Origin of the sequence: Hansschlegelia sp., from assembly GCF_035538955.1 — a bacterium.
GTDB lineage: Bacteria > Pseudomonadota > Alphaproteobacteria > Rhizobiales > Methylopilaceae > Methylopila.
In genome coordinates, this window is the sequence record NZ_DATLJK010000009.1 from 1 (window position 1) to 22,300 (window position 22,300).

Genomic DNA, 22,300 nt, shown 5'->3' on the forward strand with positions numbered 1-22,300 from the left:
CACCGAATAGGCCCGCGTCAGCGGACGCCCGTCGATCTCGAGCCCGATCATCGTGAACTCGCCATTGCGGAAGCGGAACGACGGGTCGCGCGTCGTGCGGAACGAAAACAGCGTCTCCGTCCAGTGATGCACATGCGTCACGCGCTCTTCCAGATACTTGCTCATCGTCCCGTCTTCCCTGAAGAAGCCGCGCTTCCGAGCGCGTCATGCGGTCGGCTCGAAACCGACCCGCCCGACGCGGCCTCAGCAGTCGCGGCAACCCCCACCTGTCTGCTTTCGATGGGATTTAGGGGCCCGACATAGGCGATCTGCGGCGGGATTTCCACCGCCGTGGGAGGCCTTGCGCGCATCTTGTCTCAATGGAGCTACGCGGCCGGCTGAGCGCTTGGCGATGCGGCGTCGCTCGGCCGTTGCGCCGTCGCCTTCAGGAGCTCCGTGACCGTCTCGAAGTTTGCCGGCCGAGCGAAGTGGTAACCTTGCGCCAGCCGGCATCCGAGCGCGGTAAGCTGCTTCGCCTGCGTCGCGGTCTCGACGCCCTCTGCGACGATTCTCATCCCGAGCTTTCGCGCGATCTCGATGAGGCCCTCGACGACTGCGGCGCTCGCCGATCCCGGCCGCAGGTCGGAGACGAAGGACCTGTCGATTTTGATCACGTCGACCGGGAACGTCACGAGGTGGGTGAGGGAGGCGTAGCCGGTCCCGAAATCGTCGAGCGCCACCAGGAGACCCCGCGCGCGAAGCGCCTTCACGGCCTGGGCGACCATTTGGTCGCTGTCGCCCATATAGACCGACTCCGTCACCTCCAGCACGACGTGCCTGAGCGGCACGCCAAAACGCTCGAAGCTCGTGGCGATCCGATGCTCCAGATCGCCGCGCTGGAAGTCGCCGGTGGTGACGTTGATTCCGACATGCTGGAAGGGGATCCCGGCGTTCAGCCAGGCGCGCACGTCGCGGGCCACCGACTCCAGCATGCGTTCGGTCAGGCGGGCGGCCGCGGTCGGGTCCGACATCGCCTGGTGGAACTGCGCCGCCGACAGAATCTCGCCCTCGCGCGTGGAGATCCGGCAGAGCGCCTCGACGCCGACGGTCTCTCCGGTGTCGAGGCGGACGATCGGCTGGTAGTGCGCCTGGAGCCTGTTCTCGTCGAGCGCGGCGCTGAGCTCTTGAATGGCCCGGAAGCGCTGCGTGATGGTGGTGCCCAGATCCGGGCAGTAGCGCACATAGCCGCCCCGCGCCTTCTCCTTCGCGTCGTAGAGCGCGAAGTCCGCGTTTTGCCGGAGCGCGTCCGCTGTCGATCCATCGCGGTCGAAGATCGCCGCGCCGAGCGTGACGGTCGGCTGAAGCGCGCGGCCGCGGCAGATCGCCGGCAGCTTCATCGCTTCCATGATGTCCCTGGCGATCTCTTCGATGTGCAGATCGGCCTCGGGTCCGCTGTAGATCGCCGCGAATTCGTCCCCGCCGAGCCGATAACCGACGCCGGGGCTGACGCTGCGCCCGATGCGCACGCCGACCTCGCGGATCAGATCGTCTCCGCCGGCGTGGCCGAGCGTGTCGTTGACGATCTTGAGGCGATCCACGTCGATCAGGAGGATGCCGAAGGAGTTCGGCTCCGTGAGCTCCGCCTGCTGAAGCGCGAGGTTGAAGCTCACCCGGTTCGCCAGCCCGGTCAGGCTGTCGAAATAAGCGAGCCTGCGGTTGGCGAGTTCGGCCTCGTGCCGCTCCAGCGCGATTGCGCAAAGGTTCACGCAGGCATCGACGATCCGTCGCTCCATCGCGTCGGGGCCCCGCGGCTCCGTGTAGTAGAAAGCGAACGTCCCGATGGCGCGGCCGGTCTTCCCGATGATCGGGCTCGACCAGCAAGCCAGAAGCCCGTAACGCAGGGCCAGATCCCGAAAGCCCTCCCACAGGGGATCGGAGCGGATGTCGGTGACCGCTATGGGCTTCTTGAGAAACGCCGAGGTGCCGCAGGAGCCGGTCTGCGGGCCGATCTGGATGTTATCGATGCCCTCCGCATAGGCGGGCGGCAAGCTCGGGGCCGCAAGAGGATGGATCGCGCCGTCGGCGTCCACCGTGATTACGGTGCAGATACAGCCCGGCGCAAGAATCTCGGCTTCGGTGCAGATCCGCTCGGCGGTCACCGCCAGCGGCGCCCCGCGCGCGACCATTTCAAGAATTACGTTTTGAAGCTGTACGATTAACATTTACTTCGCCGCTGCGCCCGCCCTGGCCGCTCGCCCTGATTAGGCTGCGCCATCTGAACCGCGGGTGCATCCACCGCGGACAAGTTTAGACGAATGCGGCTCGCCTAAGCGGACTGCCGTTCCGGCGGCGCATTGATCCTACGGAGGAACGTCACGGCCAGCAAAGTGGTTGCCAAAAGGCGGCGCCCAAAGGGCGAACGGCGGAGAGCATGGCTCCCCGCCGTGAAGTCTTCTCAGGCGGCGGCCTTCTTGCGGCCGCGCTTCGCAGGCGCCGAAGCGGTCTTTTCAGCCGCGGCCGGCTTGGCCGCCGCCTGTGCGGCCTTGCGGCCGAGGCCCATCTTGAGCGCGAGCTGCGAGCGGGCGGCCGCGTAGTTCGGAGCGACCATCGGATAGTCGGCCGGCAGACCCCACTTGGCGCGGTAGTCTTCAGGGCTCATGTCGTAGGCCGTGCGCAGGTGCCGCTTGAGGCTCTTGTACTTCTTGCCGTCCTCGAGGCTGATCAGATAGTCCGGCGTGATGGACTTCTTGATCGGCACCGCCGGCTTGAGCTCGACCGCCGGCTCTTCGGTCTTGCCGCGCGCCGTCGCGCCGAGCGCCGCATGCACAGACTGGATCAGGCCCGGCAGATCGGCCGCAGGCACCGAATTGTTGCTGACATAGGCTCCGACGATATCGGCCGCGAGGCCGACGAAATCAATTTCATCGTTCATTGTGTATTTCGCTCCTTCACGAGTGAAGCACACATGCGCGCGTAACGCGGGAGATGCAAGCTCTTTTCAGCAGAAATTTTGATCTCTGCGCCGGCGTTGTTGCGAGCCGAGCCGGGAAGAGCGGCGCGATAGCCGGCTCGACAGTAAAGTCGGAGCGCTTCGACGCAGACGGCGCGCCGTCCCGAGACCCTGAAGCCGGCGGAATGCGCGGCGTGAAAAGATGTTCAGCTTTAGCGTGTTACGCGATATCGGCGTCGACAGTTCCTGCAATGTCGAAGTGCTGTCGGGAGGCCGAGAGTTTGGTCCAGTCGTGTCCGATCATCAGCGCATGGATGTCATCCGCGCCATCGTGAATGTTCACCGTTTCGAGAGCCAGCATGTGGGTCACAGCCGGGAAATCTTCTGAAATGCCGGCGCGGCCAAGCATATCGCCCGCAAAAAGTGAGATGTCGCGCCCCTTTCCCGCGTCTGTTGTGCTTCCCGGCTGATGCTGATTCGTCGGCCGGGCAGACGCGCGAACCCCGGCGCTCGGAAGCAACGCCTCTTCTGGAGCAGGCGCCGAGCGCGGCGAAGATGTCGCGCGGCGGCTATTGACCGCCTGAAAAGCTCCGCATAACCTTTGCTGCAAGAGCGAAGGGGCTCTCGCCGGCGCAACCGGGCGAGGGCCCCTTTTTTCGTTTTTGCGGGGGCTCATGGCCGCGACATTCGACCTGGATCGTCCGCTGATCGTCGGCGCGCTCTATTCGCAGACGGGGCCGACGGCGTTCGTCGAGCGCACCCAGTACAACGCGACGCTGCTCGCGATCGAGGAGGTCAACGCCGCCGGAGGGGTCGCCGGCCGCGAAGTGGTGCCGGTCACCTATGACGCCCACTCTGATCCGGCGCGCTTCAGCCAGCTCGCGGAACGCATGATCGACGAGGACGGCGCCTCGTTGCTGGTCGGCTGCTACATGACCAACACCCGGCAGGCGGTCGTGCCGGTCGTGGAGCGGCGCGGCGCGCTGCTCGCTTACGCCGCGCCCTATGAGGGCTTCGAGTATTCGCCCAACGTGATCTATGGCGGGGCGGTGCCGAGCCAGCACATCGTCATGCTTGCGCGCCATCTCATGGGCGCGGGCGGCAAGAGCTTCTATCTCGTCGGCACGCGCTACACGTTCCCGATCGAGTGCAACCGCGTGATGATGACGCTGGTCGCCGAGCGGAATGGGCAGACGCTGGCGGAGCGCTACGTGCCGCTCGACGCGCAGCGGCGCGAGCTCGACCAGATCGTCCAGGACATTCGCGCAAAACGGCCGGACGTCGTGTTCTGCACCGTGGTCGGCGAGGCCGCGACGGTGTTTTACGAGCTCTGCGCGGAGGCCGGCGTCGCAGCGCACACGACGATCGCCAGCCTGACGATCACCGAGGCCGAACTCGGCCTGATGCCGCCCGGACTCGCAGAGGGCCACCTCACGGCGGCGACCTATTTCCAGTCGGTCTCGAGCGCCGCCAACTGGCGTTTCGTGCGCAGCTATCAGGCGCGCTTCGGCCTGCAGGAACGGCTGAACGCGATGGCGGAGACCGCCTACAGCCTGACCCACATGGTTCTGGCGGCCGCCGGCCGAGCCAGATCCGTCGAGGCCTCGCTGCTGCGCGAGGATCTCGCCGCCACGCCATTCCAGGCGCCGCAGGGCGAGATCCGGCTCGACGCCGAGAACGGCCACATGCATCTCTGGCCGCGGATCGCGCGGGTCCAGGCGAACGATTTCAGGATCGTCGAGGAATCCGCCGCGCCGGTGAAGCCCGACCCCTATCTGATCAACCACGCGCCGCCGGAATGGGACATCAGGCCCCCGGCGCCGGCCCGCGCAGTGGGGGTCTGACGCCGTGCTGAAGGCGCTGCGCGACATACGCGACGTCCGCGTCGTGGTCTTTCATCCGAAGGACCGCGAATGCGACGAGCTGGTCGCGCAGCTGCGGCGGATCGGTTGCCAGGTCGAGGCGATCTGGCCGCCGCGCGAAGGTCTCCTGCCGCTCGCCGACGTCGTCTTCATGCTGTTCCGCCAGGACGGCTTCACGCATGTGCTGCTGAAGGCGCTGGCGGAGCGCGGGCCGGACGTCACCCTCGTCGGCATCGTCGAGTTCGAGAGCCCCGCCGTGATCGAGGCGGTGGCGCGCGCCGGCGTCGGCGCGATCGTCACCAAGCCGATCCGCGCCTTCGGGCTGCTGACCAGCATGGTCGTGGCGCAAACGTTGTCGACAAGAGAAAAAAGCCTGCTTGACAGAATTCGAAAGCTTGAGGATAAATTAGGTGGCTTCAGGCGGCTTGAAAAAGCCAAGTCAATTTTGATGACCCGCAAGGGCTGGTCTGAGAAGGAAGCCTACGAAGCTATCAGGTCTCGCGCAATGTCTGCGCGAGTTGCTATGGACGTCGTCTGTTCGACGATCATAGACGCAGAGGAATTGACGGGACCCTAGTCGCGCCGGCGCTGCCACGCCGCCTTCAGGTCCTGACATATCGATCCGTTCGCGCCACCGACGTCGCGAAGGGGTCACGGCTAAGGAAGCCATCGCCAGCATCGCCGCTGGCGGTGGCTTTTTTCGTTTTTGCGCCCTTCGCCCGAGCGATTGGCGCCGACCGCATGGAGAGCGATCGATGACGACGGAAGTTGACGCCCTGGACAAGAAGGTGCGCGTCGCCTGCGACGTGGGAGGCACCTTCACGGACATCTGCGTGCTGAACGAGAAGTCCGGCCTGATGCATGTGGCCAAGGTTCCCACCACGCCCGACCCGATCGACGGCGTGCTGGCGGGCATCGACGCCGGCGGCGTCGACCTCAACGACCTACTGCTGTTCAAGCATGGCACGACGCTCGCCACCAACGCGCTGATCACGCGCCGCTTCCCGCCCGCCGTGATGATCACCACCAAGGGCTTTCGCGACACGATCGAGATCCGCCGCGGCAACCGTGACGATCTCTGGGACACCTACAAGGAGATGGCGAAGCCCTACATCCGCCGCAGGGACCGCCTGGTCGTCACCGAGCGGACGGACTACGCCGGCAAGATCGTCACGCCGCTCGACGAGGCGGAAGCGGCCGAACTCGCCCGCATCGTCAAGAAGCGCGGCGTGAAGACCATCGCGATCTGCTTCGCCAACGCCTTCGTCAATCCCGAGAACGAGCGCCGGATGCGGGACGTCATCGCCCGCGAGATCCCGGATGCGACGATCTCGATCTCGAGCGACATCATGCCCGAGATCTTCGAGCATGAGCGCTTCTCCACCACCGTCGCGAACGCAGTGCTGGCGCCGGTCGTCGGCGGCTACGCCAAGCGGCTCGAGGGCCGCATGAAGGAGGGCGGCTACAAGGAGGACGTGCTGCTGCTGCACTCCGGCGGCGGCGTGATGACGGCCAAGATGGCGGAGAACTTCGCGGCCCGCCTGTCGGCCTCCGGCATCGCGGCGGGCGCGATCGCGAGCCGTTTCGTCGCCGAGCAGGCCGGGTTCAAGAACTCGATCGGCCTCGACATGGGCGGCACCTCGACCGACGTCTCGCTCTGCGACGACGGCCAGCTGCGCGTCACCAAGGAGTGGTACGTCGAATACGGCTACCCGATCTGCTTCCCCTCCATCGAAGTGCTGACGATCGGGGCGGGCGGCGGGTCGCTCGCCTGGATCGACGCCGCCAAGTCGCTGCGCAACGGCCCGCAGTCGGCGGGCTCGACGCCCGGCCCGGCCTGCTACGGCCGCGGCGGCGAGAGCCCGACCAACTGCGACGCCAACGTCGTGCTGGGCCGCCTCAGCGACGAGCTCGCCGGCGGCAAGGTCTCGCTCGACAAGGCGCTCGCTACCGAGGCGATCCGCAAGGGCGTCGCCGAGCCGATGGGCATGTCGATCGAGGACGCGGCGCTCTCGATCCTCAAGGTCGCCAACGCCAACATGGCGGACGCGGTGCGGCTGCTGTCGATCCGTCGCGGCTATGACCCGCGCGACTTCGCGCTGGTCGCGTTCGGCGGCGCGGGCCCGCTCCACGGCGCGGCGCTCGCCAAGGACCTGTCGATCCCGGTCGTCCTGGTGCCGCCGAACCCCGGCGTCACCTCCGCGCTCGGCTGCCTGCTCGTCGACATCCAGCACGACGTCACGCAGATGTACCTCGCCAAGGCCGACGACGTGGACATCGCGGAGGTCGAGCAGACCTTTCAGGCGCTGGAGCGCGAGGGTCGCGAACGCCTGAAGATGGAAGGCGTCACGGAGGACCGCATGGTGTTCCAGCGCAAGATCGACATGCGCTATCTCGGCCAGTGGCGCGCGCTGTCGATCTCGCTGTCGGCGCCCGTCACGTCGCTCGATGAGGCGATCGCGACCTTCCACCACGAGCACGGCCGCGAGCACAATTACTCGCGCCCCGGCGCGCCGGTCGAAATCTACCGGCTGAGCGTCATCGCGACCGGCGTCACCGCCAAGGCGAAATTCGCCGAGTTCGAGCCGGTCGACGCCAAGCCGGAGCCCTCGGGCGCCCGCATGGTGCGCTTCGACGAACTGCCGGAGGCGGTCGAGACCCCGGTCTACGACCGCACCGATCTCCGGGCCGGCATGAAGGTCGCGGGCCCCGCGATGATCGACCAGCTCGACTCCACCGTCATCGTCCCGCCGGGCGTCACCGCCGAGGTCGACCGGTTCCTCACCATCGTCATGCGCATCCCGCAGGCCTGAGCCCAGCGAAGCGACAAGGGAAAACAGTCATGGCCGGTAGCTATCAAGACCTCGATCCGGTGACCTTCGAGGTTCTCAAGAACGCTTACGTCAACATCGTCGACCAGATGGCCGAGCAGATCTTCCGGACCTGCTACTCATTCGTCATCTACTCGCGCGACTTCTCTTCCGCCCTGTGCGACGCCAATGGCGACACGATCATGCAAGGGTCGGGCGACATCGCCGCGCATGTCGGCACGCTGCACTACACCGCCAAGGCGGTGATCAACGCCTTCAAGGACGACATCCATCCGGGCGACGTCTTCGTGGTGAACGACGTCTATCAGGGCGGAACGCATTTCAACGACACCCGCATCGTCCGCCCGATGTTCTACAAGGACGAACTGCTCGGCTTCGCCCAGGCCAACGGCCATTGGGCGGATGTCGGCGGCGCAGTGCCGGGCTCGTTCAACGTGAACGCGCTCGACCACATGGCCGAGGGCCTGCGCATCACCCCGACGCGGGTGTGGAGCAAGGGCAGGTGTCTCGACGACGTCTGCAACCTGATCGCCTCCAACACCCGCGCGCCCGCCGACATCATCGGCGACATGCAGGCCCAGGCCGAGGCCGCCAAGATCGCCGAGCAGGAGATCTGCCGGCTGGTCGAGAAATACGGCCTCGACGTCATCAAAGCCTCGTTCGGCGCGGTCCAGGACTATGTCGAGACGCTAACCCGCCAGCGCGTCGACGCGCTGCCGGACGGCGTCTGGGAGACCGAGGACTATATCGACGTCGATCCGGGCGCGGGCGAAGGTCTCGTGCCGATCCGGGTCCGGATGACGATCGACGGCGACACGGTGCATTACGACCTGTCGAAGTCGCATCCGAAGTCGATCAGGAGTTTTCTGAACGCCTGTTTCGGCGGCTCGTTCGCGGCGATCGTCGCCGGCACCAAGATGCAGTTCCCGGAGATCCCCCTGAACTCCGGCTTCTACCGCGTCGTCACCGTCGATCTCGGACCGGAAGGCTCGGTGGTCAACGCCGCCTGGCCGACCCCGGTCGCCGGGTTCTGCTCGGGTCCTTTCGAGAAGATCATGAACTCGATCTTCGAGCTCTGGGCGGAAGTGATGCCCGAGCGGGCGATGGCCTGCACCTTCAACCTCGACTACCTGCTGATCGGCGGGCGTGACGGACGCGAGGCCGGCCACAAGTACTTCATGTGGTACGACTGGATGGTCGGGGGCTGGGGCGCCCGCAACGGCCGCGACGGCTGGGCGGCCACCGGGCCGGTGTTCGGGGTGCAACTCGGGACGCAGCCCTTTGAGGGCCAGGAGCGGCTCGCCCCGGTGCTGACCACCTGCCATGAGCTGCGCGTCGACTCCGGCGGCCCAGGTGAATCTCGCGGCGGCATGGGTGTCCAGAAGGGCGTCATCCTGACCAACGTCGACCGCACGGTCGTGTCCTATTGCTGCGACCGCGAGCGTTCGATCACCTGGGGCCTCTGGGGCGGGCTGCCGTCGATCCCGCACGGGGTCTGGGTCAATCAGGGGCTCGAGAACGAGAAGTATCTCGGCTCGCTGTTCTCCAACGAGCCGCTGCAGTCCGGCGATGTCGTCAGCCGGCCGTCGGCGGGCGGGGGCGGACTGGGCGATCCGCTTGAGCGCGACCCGCAGCTCGTCTGCGAGGACGTCGCCGACGGCTATGTCTCGATCGAGCGCGCCGCGCTCGACTATGGCGTGGTCGTCAAGGAGATCGATCCCGATCTTGCCGAATACCGGGTCGATCACGACGCCACCCTGGCGAAACGCGCCTATATCCGGGCCAACCGCCTCAAATGGCTGCAGGTCGATCCGGAGGAGATCGCCGCAAAGTATCGCGCCGGCGAGCTCGACATGCTCGATCTGATCCGGACCTACGGCGTCATCGTCAACTGGGGCTCGGGAGAACTGCTGCGCAAGACGACGGAGCAGTTCCGCGCGATGCTTCTGCGGCGAGCCGCGCCCTATTGGGGCAAGCGCCGCAGGGTCGGGGAAGACGCCTCGGTCTCGCTCAAGGTTGCCTGATTCTCCGCTGCGCGGCGGACGGGATCGATCCTGCCGCGCGGTTCAAGGCAGCGGGCCGGCTTCTTCTTGAAGCCGGCCCGATCCTCGTACCCACGTCGCGCAGGCGGCGCGGCCCGCCGAACCGCAGAACGGGCAGGCCGCGAGAGAAACCTGAACAGACTAGTATTTTTATCTAGACACTTTTTGGCGACCGCTGGCCTTCGTTCGGAATGGCCGGTGCGCCTAATGGCTCCGTTGCAGCGCACAGAGGGCCCTCGCGCCAAGACGGCCGCAGCGGCCTCGCTGGCGGCATTCAGGCATGGCGGCGGCGGCTCCCGATCGCCGTTCATGGCCCGCGCGGCTTTCGGTCCGCCGGAGCCTCGCGACGCCATGGGCGCGCTGGCTCTTGTGTGGTCATGCGGGAACAGGTTCGTCCCGCCGCGCGGCGATTTTCGGCTTCCGGACCGAAGAACCTAACAAAAACAATGATCCAAAAAGAGGCGACCGGGAGTAGCCGGGGGCGGAGATCGAGCCTGCTCGCCCTGGCGGCTCGCTTCCAGAGGGGCCGCTTGCCAAGGCCGGGCGACCTGGCTCTCGCGAGGAGCGCGCCAATTCCATCGACGGCGACGGCGCGAAGCGCCGACCGCCCGCAGGCGGCTTTTGCGGTGCGGAAAAACTGCATCTTCTCGGAAGCAATAGCGGAAAAAAGCAGCACATGCTTCGGCCGCCTGTCCGACAACGTTCATCTAGATGAACCTTCTGACTGGGAGCTCGGGAAGGTCGCTATTCGGCGCTTCGGCGTCGTCAGGTCTTGCTCCGCGGCGTCATCTAGACGATGACAGTGCCGTCCACCGCCGTGGAAGATCAGCTCCAGTCAAAACAAAATAGTCAGGCCGAAGATCAGTTTACGCGTAGCGCGAAAGTGGCGCACGGCCCGCGATACAATCGGATGAAATCTTCAGAGCGATATAATGTTGAAAGTAAATACATCAAACCACCGACTTGGCATGCCGCTTGCTGACATTGCACGACTTGCCAAACGGGGAGAATGCCAAATGTCGATGACCCGCCGTACGATGCTCAGCGTCTCGGCAGCTTCGCTCGCCGCGCCGTACTTCTTCACGAGGTCGGCGCAGGCGGCCGAGACGATCAAAGTCGGGGTGCTGTTCTCGCTCACCGGCGGCCTGTCCATCATCGAGAAGTCGCTGCGCGACGCGACCATGATGGCGATCGCGGAAGTGAACGCCGCGGGCGGCGTCGGCGGCCGCCAGATCGAGGCGATCGTCGAGGACGGAGCCTCCGACCCGAAGACCTACAACGAGAAGGCCTCGAAGCTCGTCATCCGCGACAAGGCGGTGACGGTGTTCGGCTCCTACACCTCGGCGAGCCGCAAGGCGGTGCTGCCGGTCTTCGAAAAGCGCAAGAATCTCTATGTCTACCCGACGTTCTACGAGGGCTTCGAGTGCTCGAAGAACGTGATCTACACCAACGCGGTGCCGAACCAGCAGCTGTCGAACTTCATTCCCTGGATCTCCAAGACCCTCGGCAAGAAGAAGTTCTTCATCGTCGGCTCGAACTACGTCTACCCGCGCGAGATGGCCAAGGTCTGCAAGATCCTGATCCAGCAGCAGGGCGGAGAGTACGTCGCTGACGAGTATCTCGAGCTCGGCGACTCCGAGTGGGGTTCGATGGTCAACAAGATCAAGAACTCGGGCTGCGACGCGGTGATCTCCAACGTCGTCGGCGACTCGATCGTCTCGTTCTACCGCGAGTTCAAGAACCAGGGCCTCTCGCAGGACAAGATTCCGATCTGCGCCTCGGTGACCTCCGAGATCGAGATCGCCGCGATGGGTCCGGAATACGCCGCCGGCAGCTACTCGTCCTTCCCGTACCTGATGGCGATCGACACCGACGCCAACAAGAGCTTCATCGAGCGCTACCGGAAGTTCGTGAACGATCCCAAGGCGGTGACGCACAGCCCGCTGCAGTCCGCCTATATGGGCGTCTTCCTGTGGAAGCAGGCCTGCGAAAAGGCCGGCGACATCACGCCGCTCGCCATCCGCGACGCCTTCAAGGGCCAGGAGATGGACGCGCCGATCGGCCACGTGAAGATCGACGGCGAGAATCTCCACACCTACCTGACCCCGCGCATCGCGCAGTGGGGCTCGGACGGCCAGGGCAAGATCGTCGACGAGTACAAGGAGCCGCTGCGGCCGCTCCCTTACGCCGCCTACGGCGAGACCGCCGACAATCTGTTCTGCAAAGAGAGCGGCCTCGACAGCTCCAAGCTGAAGCTCTGATCAAGCCCTGACGGCCGGCCGCTTCGGCGGCCGGCTGCAAGCATCAATCGAGGTCAGGTTCATGGTAGACACGTTATTCATCGGTCTGAGCGTCGGCTCGGTGCTTCTTCTGGTCGCGCTAGGACTTGCGATCACTTATGGCGCCATGGGGGTCATCAACATGGCCCATGGCGAGATGGTGATGCTCGGGGCCTACACGACGGTGATGACGTCGACCTGGCTGGGCCTCGGGATCTGGTGGTCGCTGCCGATCGCCTTCGCGGTCACGGCCCTGGTGGGTCTGGTGATCGAGCGCCTGATCATCCGTCGCCTCTATGGCCGATTGCTGGACACGCTGCTCGCCACATGGGGCGTCGCGATCCTGATCCAGCAGATGATCCGGCTGGAGTTCGGCCTGTCCTTCTTCGGAATCCACATCCAGGGACTTGGGCCGGGCCTGCAGAACATGTCGATCCCCGACGTTCTCGCCGGGACGATCAACATCTTTGGGACCGAACTCAACAAGTACCGCGTCTTCATGATCCTGGTGTGCGCCCTTATGACCGGCGTGACCTGGTTAATCATGTACAAGACCAGCGTCGGCATGCAGGTCCGCGCCATCATTCGCAACGCCAGGATGGCGGCGGCCTGCGGCGTGGACGTGAAGCGGGTCAACGCGCTGACCTTCGCGTTCGGCTCGGGGCTGGCGGGCGTCGCGGGCGTCCTGATGGCGGGCTTCAAGACCGTCTTCCCGGACATGGGCACGCCGATGGTGGTCGACGGCTTCCTCGTCGTCGTGGTCGGGGGCATCGGCAGCCTGATCGGCAGCATCCTGGCGGCGGGCCTGCTCGGGCAGGTCAATGCGGTGGTCGCCTGGGCGCACAACGACGTCATCGCCCGCGCGGTCGTGTTCGCGGTCGTCATCCTGACCATCGTGCTCAAGCCCAACGGGCTGTTCGCTTACAAGAGGCGCTGAGATGCAAGCCACCAAGCTGCGGCTGAATCTGGCCGTCTACGTCATCTTCATAGCCTGCATCCTGCTCGCGCCGATGTTCCTGGAGGAGTTCGCGCTCAACCGGCTCGCCAAGTTCCTCGTCTTCGGAATGCTCGGCGTTGCGATCGCGCTGTCCTGGGGCTACGCGGGCATCCTGAATCTCGGGCAGGGGCTGTTCTTCGGCCTCGGCGCTTACATGCTCGGCATGTCGCTGAAGCTCGCGAGCCCAACCAGCATGGCGCAGGGCTCCGACACGCCGGTGCCGGACTTCATGCTGTGGAACGCCGAGCCCGGCTCGAAGACCGACCTCTGCTGCATCAATGGCGGCTCGTGGCTGTGGATACCGTTCCAGAACCACTGGTTCGGGATCCTCATGGGGATGGTCCTGCCAACCCTCGTGGCGTTCGGCCTGGGCATGGTGGTGTTCCGGAAGCGCATCGCCGGCGTGTTCGTGTCCGTAATCACGCTGGCCTGCGTGCTGCTGGTCAGGCTCCTGATCGTGGACGCACAGCCGCTCACCAATGGCTGGAACGGCCTCACCGACCTCGGGATCCTGACGATCGGCGAGACCGAGTTCGACCCCTACAGCGTGACGACCTACTATCTCGTCGCGATCTCGCTGTCGGTCGCGCTCATCCTCGGCCGGCTGCTGACCGAGACGCGCAGCGGCATGATCCTCCAGGCGATCCGCGACGACTACAACCGCGCGCGCTACCTCGGCTTCGAGGTGTCGTCCTTCCAGGTCTTCTTCTTCTGCGCCTCGGCGCTGATCGCCGGCTATGCGGGCATGCTCTACGTGATCGTGGCGGAGTTCGCTTCGCCGGCCTTCATGGAGCTGTCCTTCTCGATCACCATGGTGGTGTGGGCGGCGGTCGGCGGCCGCGGCTCCCTGATCGGCGCCTGCATCGGCGCGCTCCTGATCAACGTGATCGAGACCTCGGTCAGCGAGACCGCCGCGCTGGTCGAGGCCTGGAAGGTCATCATCGGCCTGATCTTCGTCCTTGTCGTGCTGTTCATGCCGCAGGGCCTCGCCGGCCTCGCGAGTTCCGTGACGGACCGCGTGCTCGAGCGTTTCAGCGGTCGCGCCGCCCGTCTGCGGCAGGCCGACAGCCAGCAGCAGCCTGCGGAGTGATCGAACCATGACTGTCGCCGCCCTGACACTGGACGGACTCGGCGTCGCCTTCGCGGGCTTCAAAGCCGTCGACGGCGTCTCGATCATCATCGAAGAGGGGGAGCTGCGGGTCGTGCTCGGCGCCAATGGCGCCGGCAAGACCACGCTGATGGACCTGATCAGCGGCAAGACCCGGAACACGTCCGGCCGGGTCTACCTCTACGACACCGACATCACGCACTGGCAGGAGCACCAGATCGCGCGCGCCGGAATCGGCCGCAAGTTCCAGATCCCAAGCGTGTTCCGCGAACTCTCGGTGCGGCGGAACCTCGAGGTGGCGAGCTTCGAGACGCCGGGCGTGTTCTCGAACCTTTCGCTTCGCCAGACCGCCGCCAGCAAGCGGCGCGTCGAGGAGGCGCTGGAGCTGACCGGCCTCGGGCCGCAGGCGGATCGTCTCGCCGGCGGCCTCAGCCACGGCCAGACCCAGTGGCTCGAGCTCGGCATGCTGATCACCCAGAACCCGAAGATCCTGCTGCTCGATGAACCCACAGCCGGCATGACGCAGGCCGAGACCCGCAAGACCACGGAGATCCTGAACGCGCTGCGCGGCAAGCACACGATCATCGTCGTCGAGCACGACATGGCGTTCGTGCGCGAGGTCGCCCGGCGCATCACCGTGATGCATCTCGGCCAGGTGCTGGCCGAGGGCGACATCAAGACCATCGAGAAGGACGAGCGGGTGAAGCAGGCCTATCTCGGCTCGAAGGGGATCATGTGATGCTGAGCGTCGCCAACATCGACAGCTACTACGCCCGCAGCCAGATCCTGCATCGCGTCACGGCCGACATCCCGACCGGCGAGATCACCGCCGTGCTCGGCCGGAACGGCGTCGGCAAGACCACCTTCCTCAAGACCATCATGGGCCTGACCGACAGGATGGCGGGCGAGATCACGCTCGACGGCCGGCCGCTCGGGACCGAGCCGACGTTCCGGCGCGCCCGCGCCGGCATCGCCTATGTGCCACAGGGCCGGGAGATCGTTCCGGACTTCACGGTGCGGGAGAACATCCTGCTGGGCGCCTTTGCGGCGCCCAAGGGGCAGCGCGAGGTGCCGCCGCTGGTGCCGGAGTTGTTCCCCTACCTGCGCGACAACATGAACCGCCACGGCGGTCTGCTGTCCGGCGGGCAGCAGCAGCAGCTCGCGATCGCGCGGGCGCTCGCGGCCAAGCCCAGCATCCTTCTGCTCGACGAGCCGACGGAGGGCATCCAGCCCAACATCGTCGAGGAGATCGAGAACATCATCATCCGCCTCAACAAGGAGGTCGGCCTGACCATCATCCTTGTCGAGCAGAATCTCGAATTCGCCCGCCGCGCGGGGGACAACTTCGTGATGATGGAAAAGGGCCGGATCGTCGCCTCCGGGCGGATGAGCGAACTAACTGACGAGCTCATCCACCGTCACCTCGCGGTCTGACGCCGGCGAGGGTCGAGGCGAAGGTCGTCACGCCTGCTTAGAGAACCGCCGGCCCGCATATCCGGGCCGGCCGCGCCTTCCCGCCATGGCGGCGATATGTCCGAAGCCCGATCGTCGCAGCGCGACAGCCGAGGTCTCGGAGGCCCCATGGCGGCTGAACGACGGCGCTCCCGGACGCCCCCGGGGGCGCCGTTCGTTCTTGTCCGCCGTCGAAGTAAAGGCATGACGATGATCTCGGGCCGTCTCGACGCGATCTGGCGCTATCCGGTGAAGTCCCTGCTTGGAGAGCGGCTCGGCGGCGCCGAGCTCGGCCCCACCGGCGTGGAGGGGGATCGCAGCTACGCGTTGATCGACGTTGAGACCGGCAAGGTCGCGAGCGCCAAGCGTCCGCAGCTCTGGCGCCGCCTGCTCGAGATCAGCGCCGAGACCGCGCCGGACGGAGAGGTGCGGGTGCGCTTTCCGGCCCGCAATCCGGAGCCGCTGAGCGCCGCCGGGATCGACCAGCTCTTCTCCACCTTCCTGGGCAGGAAAGTCTGGCTCTCCGCCCTCCGCCGCAGCGGCGAGAGTCTCGATCGCTCCGTGCCCGAGGAGGTTCTGGCGGTCGGCGAGGGGGCTGCGGTCGAGATGACCGATCTGCCGATCGCGCAGGCGGCCCCGGACGGCGGCTTCTTCGACTATGCTCCGATCCATGTGCTGACGCGGGCGAGCCTCGATCGCATCCGCGCGGCGTGCGGCGACGACGCCGTGGTCGCGGAGCGTTATCGGCCGAACCTCGTGATCGACTGCCCGGACGCGCCGCCGTTCGCCGAGAACGGCTGGACGGGCGGCGAGATCCGCATCGGCGGCGCGACGCTGAAGGTCATCTGTCCGACGCCGCGCTGTTCCGTTCCGATGCTTGCGCAAGGGGCGCTCGGCAAGGCGCCGGGAGCCCTGACGGCCGTGCTCGAGCTCAACCGGATCGAACTGCCGGATTTCGGACCCGGCCTCTACCCATGTCTCGGCGCCTTTGCGGCGCCGGCTGCGGCCGGGGAGGTGAGGGTGGGCGATCCCGTCAGCGTCGTCATCTGACGACGTTGACGCCCGTCCGCACCGTCGCCTGTTCGAAGTCCGAGATCAGCACGTCGACCCGCACAGTCCAGCGGCCGGGCAGCGGGATGGTCACCTCGTCCACCACCCAGCTGGCGTCGGTGAGTTTGCGCGCCGGCCGGCGGATCGGCTCCAGCTGGCCGAGCGGGTCGAGCAGGACGACGGTGACCTCCTTGGCCGCGAGCGGCGTGGCGTCGACGTTGAGCACGCTTACCGTCACTTTGGAGCGGCCGACGCGGGCGGGGCTCAGCACGAGGTTCGCCATCGCCCGCACGCCATGGGCGTGGAACTGCAGGCCGTTCACCGTGACAGTCACGGCCTCCATGCTGCGCGGCGGCGGCGTGAAACGCCACAGGCCGACGACGCCGAGCGTCAGCACGCCTAGAAGCATCTCGGCCGCGATCGTCCTGCGCAGCCGCCGGAGCGCGCGCGGGTCGCCGACCGCGACCCCGTTGGTCAGTGCGAAACGGTTGAGGGCGCCGAGCGCGAACATCGGCGCGACAAGCGCAAGCTTGGCGAGCAGCACAACGCCGTAGGCGCTGCTCCAGAGCTCAGCCGGCGCGCCGAGCTGCACCCAGGCCATGGCGGCGCCGCTGAGCAGCAGAAGCGCCGAGCTGACAAGGATGGGGAGCGAATAGCGCGCGAGGGCGCCTGCGCCTTCGGCCGGCGAGGACCTCAGCGCGTTGAGGAGCGGCGCGAAGGAGCCGAGCCAGAACAGCACGGCGGCGATGTGGAGCGCGATCGCCGGCCGCATCAGCCACGCCGGCTCGGCGGCGCTCGCATGACCATAGGCGACGAAGCCTGCGATCGTCGCGGCCGCGGCGGCGGCTGACAGCCAGCGCGCGGCGCGCGCGCCCAGGCGTCCGCTCCCACAGATGAGCGCGAGGATCAGCGCGCAGGCGATCAGGCCGACCGCCAGCCCGAAGCCGTTCGCCAGCAAGGCGCTCCAGACGTCCGAGCCGCGAAGCTCGGAAGGGCCTAGCCCGGTGACGTCGACCGCCTGCGCATAAACAAGGCCGGCGAGGCTCAGCAGCCCCAGCCCGCCCGCGCCGACCGAAACGCGAACGTCGCCGCGCCGTCTCGCGGCGAAGACCCAGGGGCGGAACAGGGCGGCGCCGACGCTTGCGAACAGCGCGACCATCAGGATGACCCGCGCCGCCCAGCCCGGCGCCCGATAGGTGCTCCAGGCGAGATCCTGAGCAGGCGCCGTCCCGCCGCCCCCAACCGTGAAGGTGACGCTGCCGCCGACCGGATGGCCGTCGCTCGAAGCCACGCGCCAGTTCAGGATCGCGGTTCCGGTCGCGCCCTCAAGCGCGAGCGGAACCTGGACCGTCGCGCCGTCGGCCCGCGCACCCGGCAGCCGGACGATCTCCCCGTCCGGGCGCAGCAGGCGAAAGGCTAGCGGCGTCACAGGCTCGCTGAACCGCAGCATCGCGCGCGCCGGCGGCGCGGTGAGGGCGGCCCCGTCCGCGGGCTCGGCGGTCTCCAGGATGGCGTGCGCCTGCGCCACGCCGACCCAGAGGCACAGCAGGACTGCGAGGATTCCGAGCCGCAGCAGACGGATCAACGCCTTGGGCCGACCACCAGGCTCGCCGCGGGCGTTCCGCCGTCCTCCGACGGGTCGATCCAGCGAATGACGCCCTTTGTGCATTGCTGAACCACGGGGAAGACGAGCCGATCGCCTGGCGCGCCGCTGTCAGCGAGCCCGAACGCGAAGCTGAAGGCGCCCTTCGTATGCGGGTCGAGCCGCCCTGACCAGACGATCTCCGTGACGCCTTCCGTCAGCTCCACGCCTTTGTAGATCACCGGCTTGTCATAGGCGCCCGTCACGGTCTCGGCCTTCCATCCGGACGCAGCCTTCGGCGTCACGTCCACCACTCCGGGGGGCATCCGGACCCTCAGCTTCACGGTGGGATCGTCGGCGCCGCAGCCATGGCCGAGCATCAGGGTCTTTTCCTGCGCCCCGCCCGGAACCACGCCCGGCGTGCTGAACGCCACATGGGCGGCCGCCGGCGCCCCGCCGAGGACGAGCGCGAGGCCGACGAGGCCGAGGCGGCGAACTGCATGCATGACGGGTTTCCTTGTTGGCCGCCGGGCCGCTCGCTCATTCACGCCGTCCCGCCCGCAAGCAGGCGCGGCAGCTCCGCCGCGAGCGCGGGCGCGAGGCCTTCGGCGGAATCGATCCGGACGGACTTCGGATAAAGGCGGCCCACATCGTAGCCGATGCCGATCGCGAAGAGTTCGACCATGCCGCGCCGGTCGATCTCGGCGATCGTCTCGCGCAGATGCGCCTCGAGGTAGTTGCCCGCGCGCGAGGACAGCGAAAGCGTCGTCTCCTCGCTCGGCGCGCCGTCGGAGATCATGATCAGGATGCGACGCCGCTCGGGGCGGCGCAGCAGGCGCCGGCACGCCCAGCGGAGCGCCTCGCCGTCGACGTTCTCCTTGGGCAGGCCTTTGACCTGCAGCAGCTTCAGCGCGCGTCGCAGGCCGCGCGCAGGCGCGTCCGCCGCCTTGTAGACGATGTGGAGCAGCTCGCTCACGCGGCCGGGATCGGCCGGCTTGCCGGCGGCGAGCCACGCCTCGCGCGCGCGGCCGCCGCGCCAGTTTTGGGTGGTGAAGCCGAGCGCCTCGACGCGAACGCCGGAGCTTTCGATCGCCTGCGCCATCAGCTCCGTCGTCAGCGCGACGATCTTCAGCGGCTCGCCGCGCATCGAGCTCGAATTGTCGAGCAGCAGCGTCATCACCGTGTCGGCGAAGGGCTCGTTCTTCTGCTGGCGGAAAAAGCGGCCGGAGGCCGGGTCCGTCACCACGCGGGCGAGACGCGCTGGATCGAGCAGCCCCTCCGGCTGATCGCGCTCCCAGCCGCGCGGCTGCAGCGCCAGCAGCGAGCGACGGAGCCGTGTAGCGAGCCGAGCCGCCTCCCGGCGCCGTCCGGCGAAGCCGTCGGGTTCCTCCTCCTCCGGCGGCGGCGACAATTCGGCGAGCAATGCCTCAGCCGCGGCCGTTCGGTCGAAGGCGGTGGTGAACACGCGGTAGCCAGACGGCGCCTGGGGCCCGCCGCCGCCGGTCCGTCGGGCGGACTGGGTCGCGGCGTCTTCGACCGGGATCATGGTCGCGGAGTCGAGCTCGCCGCTGATGCGCGCGTCGGTCGCCTCAGGCTGGCCGAACAGCGGCGCGTCCTCGGTCGCCTCTTCGGTCGCGGATTTGAGTCCGCTCGCCTCGCCCTGGGATTTTTGCTCGCCCTGGATCGGTCCGGGGTCGCGGTCGCCGCGGGCCGGCTCATCGGGCTCGGCCGCGCCTTCGGCGAGCGCTTCGCCCGCCTCCGGCCGCAGCGACCGCGCCAGCCGGAGCGCGGCTTCCGCAAAGCGCCGCTGGTCGCGCAGGGCGCTGGCGAGCGCGTCGAGGTGCGGCGCGAGCGCCGCCGACAGGGCCGCACGACGCGCCTCGACAAAGCCGAACCGGCGGCCGGGCAGTGCTGCGGGCGCGAGCCGCTCCCGCAGCAGCATCGCGAGCGCCTCGGCCTGCAGGATCTCGCTGGCGGCTTCCGCGTAATGCGGTTTCAGGCAGCGCTCTTCGAGGGCGGCGGAGAGATTGTGCGCGACGCCGCGATATTCCGCGCCGCCGATCGCCTCCACCCGCGCCCGCTCGAGCGCCCGCAGCACGCGCGCTTCCCGGTCGGACGTGACGGAAGCCGTATGGTCTGGGTCATGATGCGCGCGATACAGGCCCGCAAGGTCGGCTTCGCCGCGCAGCGCGGCGCGGGCCGCGGCCGGCATGTCGGGCGCGCGCCGCGTCACGCGTCCGGCGGCAGGGTCAGCCTCCTGTTCGGCGCCGCCAAAGGCGAGCGTGACCTGTGCGCCGCCGCCCAGCGCGCGGGAGCAGGCGGCGATCGCCTGCTCGAGCGCGTCGCCCTTGGCGCGCGCGCCGGTGCGGTGATCCTGCGTCGCCGTGCTCCGGACGGTCGGCGAGGGCCCGGCGAGGCTCATCCGGCCACGGGCCCGGACAGCCGGCCGCCGAGCTCCCGCCCGAAGCAGCGCTGGAAGAATTCGCGAACCGCGGCATGCTCGGCGCGGTCGCATCTGTTCAGGAAGGTGACCCGGAAGCCGAAGTCGAGATCGCCGAGGATCTGGGCGTTTTCAGCCCAGGCGACGAGACCTCTCGTGCTCATCAGCACGCCGAGGTCGCCATTGGCGAAGGCGGTCCGCGTCAAGCCGGCGAAGCGCACCATGGCGGAGACGGTCTCAGGCCCTTCGCCGTCACGCATCCAGGACGCCTTGGCGAGCACGATCGCGACTTCCCTGTCATGCGGCAGGTAGTCGAGCGTCGCGATCACGTTCCAGCGGTCCATCTGGCCCTGGTTCATCTGCTGGGCGCCATGATAGAGGCCGGTCGCGTCGCCGAGCCCCACCGTGTTGGCGGTCGCGAACAGCCGGAAGCCGGGATGCGGCTCGATCACCCGGTTCTCGTCGAGCAGCGTGAGCGCGCCCTCGGCTTCCAGCACCCGCTGGATCACGAACAGCACGTCGGGGCGCCCGGCGTCGTATTCGTCGAACACCAGCGCGCAGGGGCGCTGCAGCGCCCATGGCAGGATGCCTTCGCGAAACTCCGTCACCTGTTTGCCGTCGCGCAGCACGATCGCGTCCCGCCCGATCAGGTCGATGCGGCCGACATGGCCGTCCAGATTGACGCGCAGGCACGGCCAGTTGAGCCGTGCGGCGACCTGCTCGATGTGGGTCGATTTTCCTGTGCCATGGAATCCCGTCACCATGACGCGCCGGTTGCGGGTGAAGCCGGCGAGGATCGAGAGCGTCGTCTCGGGATCGAACAGATAGTCCGGGTCGATCGCCGGCGTCAGGCGCGACCGCTTGGAGAAGCGCGGCACGCTCAGATCGCTGTCGAGCCCGAACAGCTCGCGTGCGGTCGCTTCGCCGTCCGGGCGGTCGGCCGCGATCGTCTCGGCGGGCGCCACAGCCGTCATTGGCCGACAGGCATGGCCGTCGGGCGGAACAGCAGGCTGACGGCGCCGTAGTGGCCTTGGCTCACTTGCCCGCCGCCCAAGTAGAAGGTCAGTTCAGCCGCGCGATCGCCGACATCCAGACTGCAAAGCTGGACGACGAGATACTCGACCTCTGTGCCCCAGAGCCGGGCCGGCATCGCCGGCTGGCCGATCATCTGCAGCCGGAACCACTGCGCCCAGCCATGCGGCTCGTCCTCACAGGCGCCGCTTGACGGTTTGGAGACGACTACGTCCCGGCTCGTCCCCTCCACGGCCTGGATGCTGCGCACCTCGAGCGGCCCGGTGACGCGAGCCTCATTGTGCACCTTGACCAGAAAGGTGCTCCAGCGACGCTGGACGAGCGGGCGGTCCGCCGGGTCCTTCGAGGCGGGCGCCACGCTGAACCAGGCCTCGTCGTCGAGATGCACCTCGGCCAGCGCGTAGCGGTTCAGGACTTCCTGGATGCGGCCGACGGCGTCGGCGTCGGGCAGGGCGTCGGCCGCCGCCAGCGCGGCGCGGTCCGCCTCGGAGATGGGCCGCCCGGCCTCGGCCATCACCTTCAGGATCTCCGCGACATTGGCGCTCAGCCGCTCGCGCGCCGGCCGCGGCTCGCGGGCGACCTCGATCGCGAGCTGCGGCGCGGGCGAAGGCGCGGCCGCGAGATCGCGCGCGGCCGCGGGGCCCGCTCCGGCGGCGAGGCTCATGAGGATGGCGGGCGCGAAAGCGCAGAGGCGAG

At 67.6% G+C, this 22,300-nt stretch carries 18 protein-coding genes and 1 pseudogene; 10 read left to right on the top strand and 9 right to left on the bottom strand.

Going from position 1 to position 22,300, the window contains the following annotated elements:
- From VM780_RS04565 to VM780_RS04580, 4 genes and pseudogenes are all read right to left on the bottom strand, one after another.
- Positions 1 to 165: pseudogene (locus VM780_RS04565) on the bottom strand (ferredoxin--NADP reductase); the annotation flags it as partial.
- A 200-nt stretch (positions 166 to 365) separates the two neighbouring features.
- Complete coding sequence (locus tag VM780_RS04570) at positions 366 to 2,201, bottom strand: putative bifunctional diguanylate cyclase/phosphodiesterase (protein WP_325445597.1); 1,836 nt, start codon at positions 2,199 to 2,201, stop codon at positions 366 to 368.
- Between the two features lie 233 nt (positions 2,202 to 2,434).
- Positions 2,435 to 2,911, bottom strand: a complete 477-nt coding sequence (locus tag VM780_RS04575) for a MucR family transcriptional regulator (protein ID WP_325445598.1) — start codon at positions 2,909 to 2,911, stop codon at positions 2,435 to 2,437.
- Positions 2,912 to 3,149: 238 nt separating this feature from the next.
- On the bottom strand, positions 3,150 to 3,449 hold the full coding sequence (locus VM780_RS04580; RefSeq protein ID WP_325445600.1) for a hypothetical protein: 300 nt from the start codon (positions 3,447 to 3,449) through the stop codon (positions 3,150 to 3,152).
- A 154-nt stretch (positions 3,450 to 3,603) separates the two neighbouring features.
- Between VM780_RS04580 and VM780_RS04585 the strand changes: the two genes are divergently transcribed.
- From VM780_RS04585 to VM780_RS04630, 10 genes are all read left to right on the top strand, one after another.
- Entirely contained in the window at positions 3,604 to 4,773 is a 1,170-nt protein-coding gene (locus VM780_RS04585; RefSeq protein ID WP_325445602.1) for a transporter substrate-binding domain-containing protein, read from the top strand.
- Between the two features lie 4 nt (positions 4,774 to 4,777).
- Entirely contained in the window at positions 4,778 to 5,368 is a 591-nt protein-coding gene (locus VM780_RS04590) for an ANTAR domain-containing response regulator (protein WP_325445604.1), read from the top strand.
- Positions 5,369 to 5,546: 178 nt separating this feature from the next.
- The gene (locus VM780_RS04595; RefSeq protein ID WP_325445606.1) at positions 5,547 to 7,604 is read left to right on the top strand and encodes a hydantoinase/oxoprolinase family protein; all 2,058 of its coding nucleotides are present in this window, start codon (positions 5,547 to 5,549) and stop codon (positions 7,602 to 7,604) included.
- A 29-nt stretch (positions 7,605 to 7,633) separates the two neighbouring features.
- Positions 7,634 to 9,646, top strand: coding sequence for a hydantoinase B/oxoprolinase family protein (locus tag VM780_RS04600; RefSeq protein ID WP_325445607.1), 2,013 nt, complete (start codon positions 7,634 to 7,636; stop codon positions 9,644 to 9,646).
- Between the two features lie 1,034 nt (positions 9,647 to 10,680).
- A complete protein-coding gene (locus tag VM780_RS04605; protein WP_325445609.1) occupies positions 10,681 to 11,925 on the top strand; it encodes a transporter substrate-binding domain-containing protein in 1,245 nt (414 codons plus the stop codon).
- Between the two features lie 61 nt (positions 11,926 to 11,986).
- Positions 11,987 to 12,880, top strand: coding sequence for an urea ABC transporter permease subunit UrtB (gene urtB / locus VM780_RS04610; protein ID WP_325445610.1), 894 nt, complete (start codon positions 11,987 to 11,989; stop codon positions 12,878 to 12,880).
- Position 12,881: 1 nt separating this feature from the next.
- Positions 12,882 to 14,030, top strand: a complete 1,149-nt coding sequence (urtC, locus tag VM780_RS04615) for an urea ABC transporter permease subunit UrtC (RefSeq protein ID WP_325445612.1) — start codon at positions 12,882 to 12,884, stop codon at positions 14,028 to 14,030.
- A gap of 7 nt (positions 14,031 to 14,037) precedes the next feature.
- Positions 14,038 to 14,787, top strand: coding sequence for an urea ABC transporter ATP-binding protein UrtD (gene urtD, locus VM780_RS04620; RefSeq protein WP_325445614.1), 750 nt, complete (start codon positions 14,038 to 14,040; stop codon positions 14,785 to 14,787).
- Complete coding sequence (gene urtE / locus VM780_RS04625; protein ID WP_325445615.1) at positions 14,787 to 15,482, top strand: urea ABC transporter ATP-binding subunit UrtE; 696 nt, start codon at positions 14,787 to 14,789, stop codon at positions 15,480 to 15,482. The genes urtD and urtE overlap by 1 nt, the downstream gene beginning before the upstream one ends.
- A gap of 222 nt (positions 15,483 to 15,704) precedes the next feature.
- Complete coding sequence (locus VM780_RS04630) at positions 15,705 to 16,550, top strand: MOSC domain-containing protein (protein WP_325445616.1); 846 nt, start codon at positions 15,705 to 15,707, stop codon at positions 16,548 to 16,550.
- On the opposite strand, the gene VM780_RS04635 is transcribed toward VM780_RS04630, so the two are convergent.
- Genes VM780_RS04635 through VM780_RS04655 form a run of 5 tightly spaced genes read right to left on the bottom strand, consistent with a single transcriptional unit; the run spans position 16,543 to position 22,268 of the window.
- A complete protein-coding gene (locus tag VM780_RS04635; RefSeq protein WP_325445618.1) occupies positions 16,543 to 18,135 on the bottom strand; it encodes a copper resistance CopC/CopD family protein in 1,593 nt (530 codons plus the stop codon). The genes VM780_RS04630 and VM780_RS04635 overlap by 8 nt on opposite strands.
- Positions 18,132 to 18,638 carry a YcnI family protein gene (locus VM780_RS04640; RefSeq protein WP_325445619.1) on the bottom strand — a complete coding sequence of 169 codons (507 nt, stop codon included), beginning with the start codon at positions 18,636 to 18,638 and terminating at the stop codon, positions 18,132 to 18,134. Before VM780_RS04640 ends, VM780_RS04635 begins: the two co-directional genes overlap by 4 nt.
- 38 nt (positions 18,639 to 18,676) lie before the next feature.
- On the bottom strand, positions 18,677 to 20,554 hold the full coding sequence (locus tag VM780_RS04645; RefSeq protein ID WP_325445620.1) for a cobaltochelatase CobT-related protein: 1,878 nt from the start codon (positions 20,552 to 20,554) through the stop codon (positions 18,677 to 18,679).
- A complete protein-coding gene (locus VM780_RS04650; RefSeq protein ID WP_325445622.1) occupies positions 20,551 to 21,546 on the bottom strand; it encodes an AAA family ATPase in 996 nt (331 codons plus the stop codon). Before VM780_RS04650 ends, VM780_RS04645 begins: the two co-directional genes overlap by 4 nt.
- Positions 21,543 to 22,268 (bottom strand): hypothetical protein, encoded by a 726-nt coding sequence (locus VM780_RS04655; protein ID WP_325445623.1) that lies wholly within the window; start codon positions 22,266 to 22,268, stop codon positions 21,543 to 21,545. Before VM780_RS04655 ends, VM780_RS04650 begins: the two co-directional genes overlap by 4 nt.
- Between the last annotated feature and the right edge of the window lie 32 nt (positions 22,269 to 22,300).

Bases quoted from the DNA above. Each gene is read 5' to 3' on its own strand.
- VM780_RS04570 (WP_325445597.1), bottom strand. From the start codon at position 2,201: ATGTTAATCGTACAGCTTCAAAACGTAATTCTTGAAATGGTCGCGCGC.
- VM780_RS04575 (WP_325445598.1), bottom strand. From the start codon at position 2,911: ATGAACGATGAAATTGATTTCGTCGGCCTCGCGGCCGATATCGTCGGA.
- VM780_RS04585 (WP_325445602.1), top strand. From the start codon at position 3,604: ATGGCCGCGACATTCGACCTGGATCGTCCGCTGATCGTCGGCGCGCTC.
- VM780_RS04595 (WP_325445606.1), top strand. From the start codon at position 5,547: ATGACGACGGAAGTTGACGCCCTGGACAAGAAGGTGCGCGTCGCCTGC.
- VM780_RS04600 (WP_325445607.1), top strand. From the start codon at position 7,634: ATGGCCGGTAGCTATCAAGACCTCGATCCGGTGACCTTCGAGGTTCTC.
- VM780_RS04605 (WP_325445609.1), top strand. From the start codon at position 10,681: ATGTCGATGACCCGCCGTACGATGCTCAGCGTCTCGGCAGCTTCGCTC.
- urtB (WP_325445610.1), top strand. From the start codon at position 11,987: ATGGTAGACACGTTATTCATCGGTCTGAGCGTCGGCTCGGTGCTTCTT.
- urtC (WP_325445612.1), top strand. From the start codon at position 12,882: ATGCAAGCCACCAAGCTGCGGCTGAATCTGGCCGTCTACGTCATCTTC.
- urtD (WP_325445614.1), top strand. From the start codon at position 14,038: ATGACTGTCGCCGCCCTGACACTGGACGGACTCGGCGTCGCCTTCGCG.
- urtE (WP_325445615.1), top strand. From the start codon at position 14,787: ATGCTGAGCGTCGCCAACATCGACAGCTACTACGCCCGCAGCCAGATC.
- VM780_RS04630 (WP_325445616.1), top strand. From the start codon at position 15,705: ATGACGATGATCTCGGGCCGTCTCGACGCGATCTGGCGCTATCCGGTG.
- VM780_RS04640 (WP_325445619.1), bottom strand. From the start codon at position 18,638: ATGCATGCAGTTCGCCGCCTCGGCCTCGTCGGCCTCGCGCTCGTCCTC.
- VM780_RS04645 (WP_325445620.1), bottom strand. From the start codon at position 20,554: ATGAGCCTCGCCGGGCCCTCGCCGACCGTCCGGAGCACGGCGACGCAG.
- VM780_RS04650 (WP_325445622.1), bottom strand. From the start codon at position 21,546: ATGACGGCTGTGGCGCCCGCCGAGACGATCGCGGCCGACCGCCCGGAC.
- VM780_RS04655 (WP_325445623.1), bottom strand. From the start codon at position 22,268: ATGAGCCTCGCCGCCGGAGCGGGCCCCGCGGCCGCGCGCGATCTCGCG.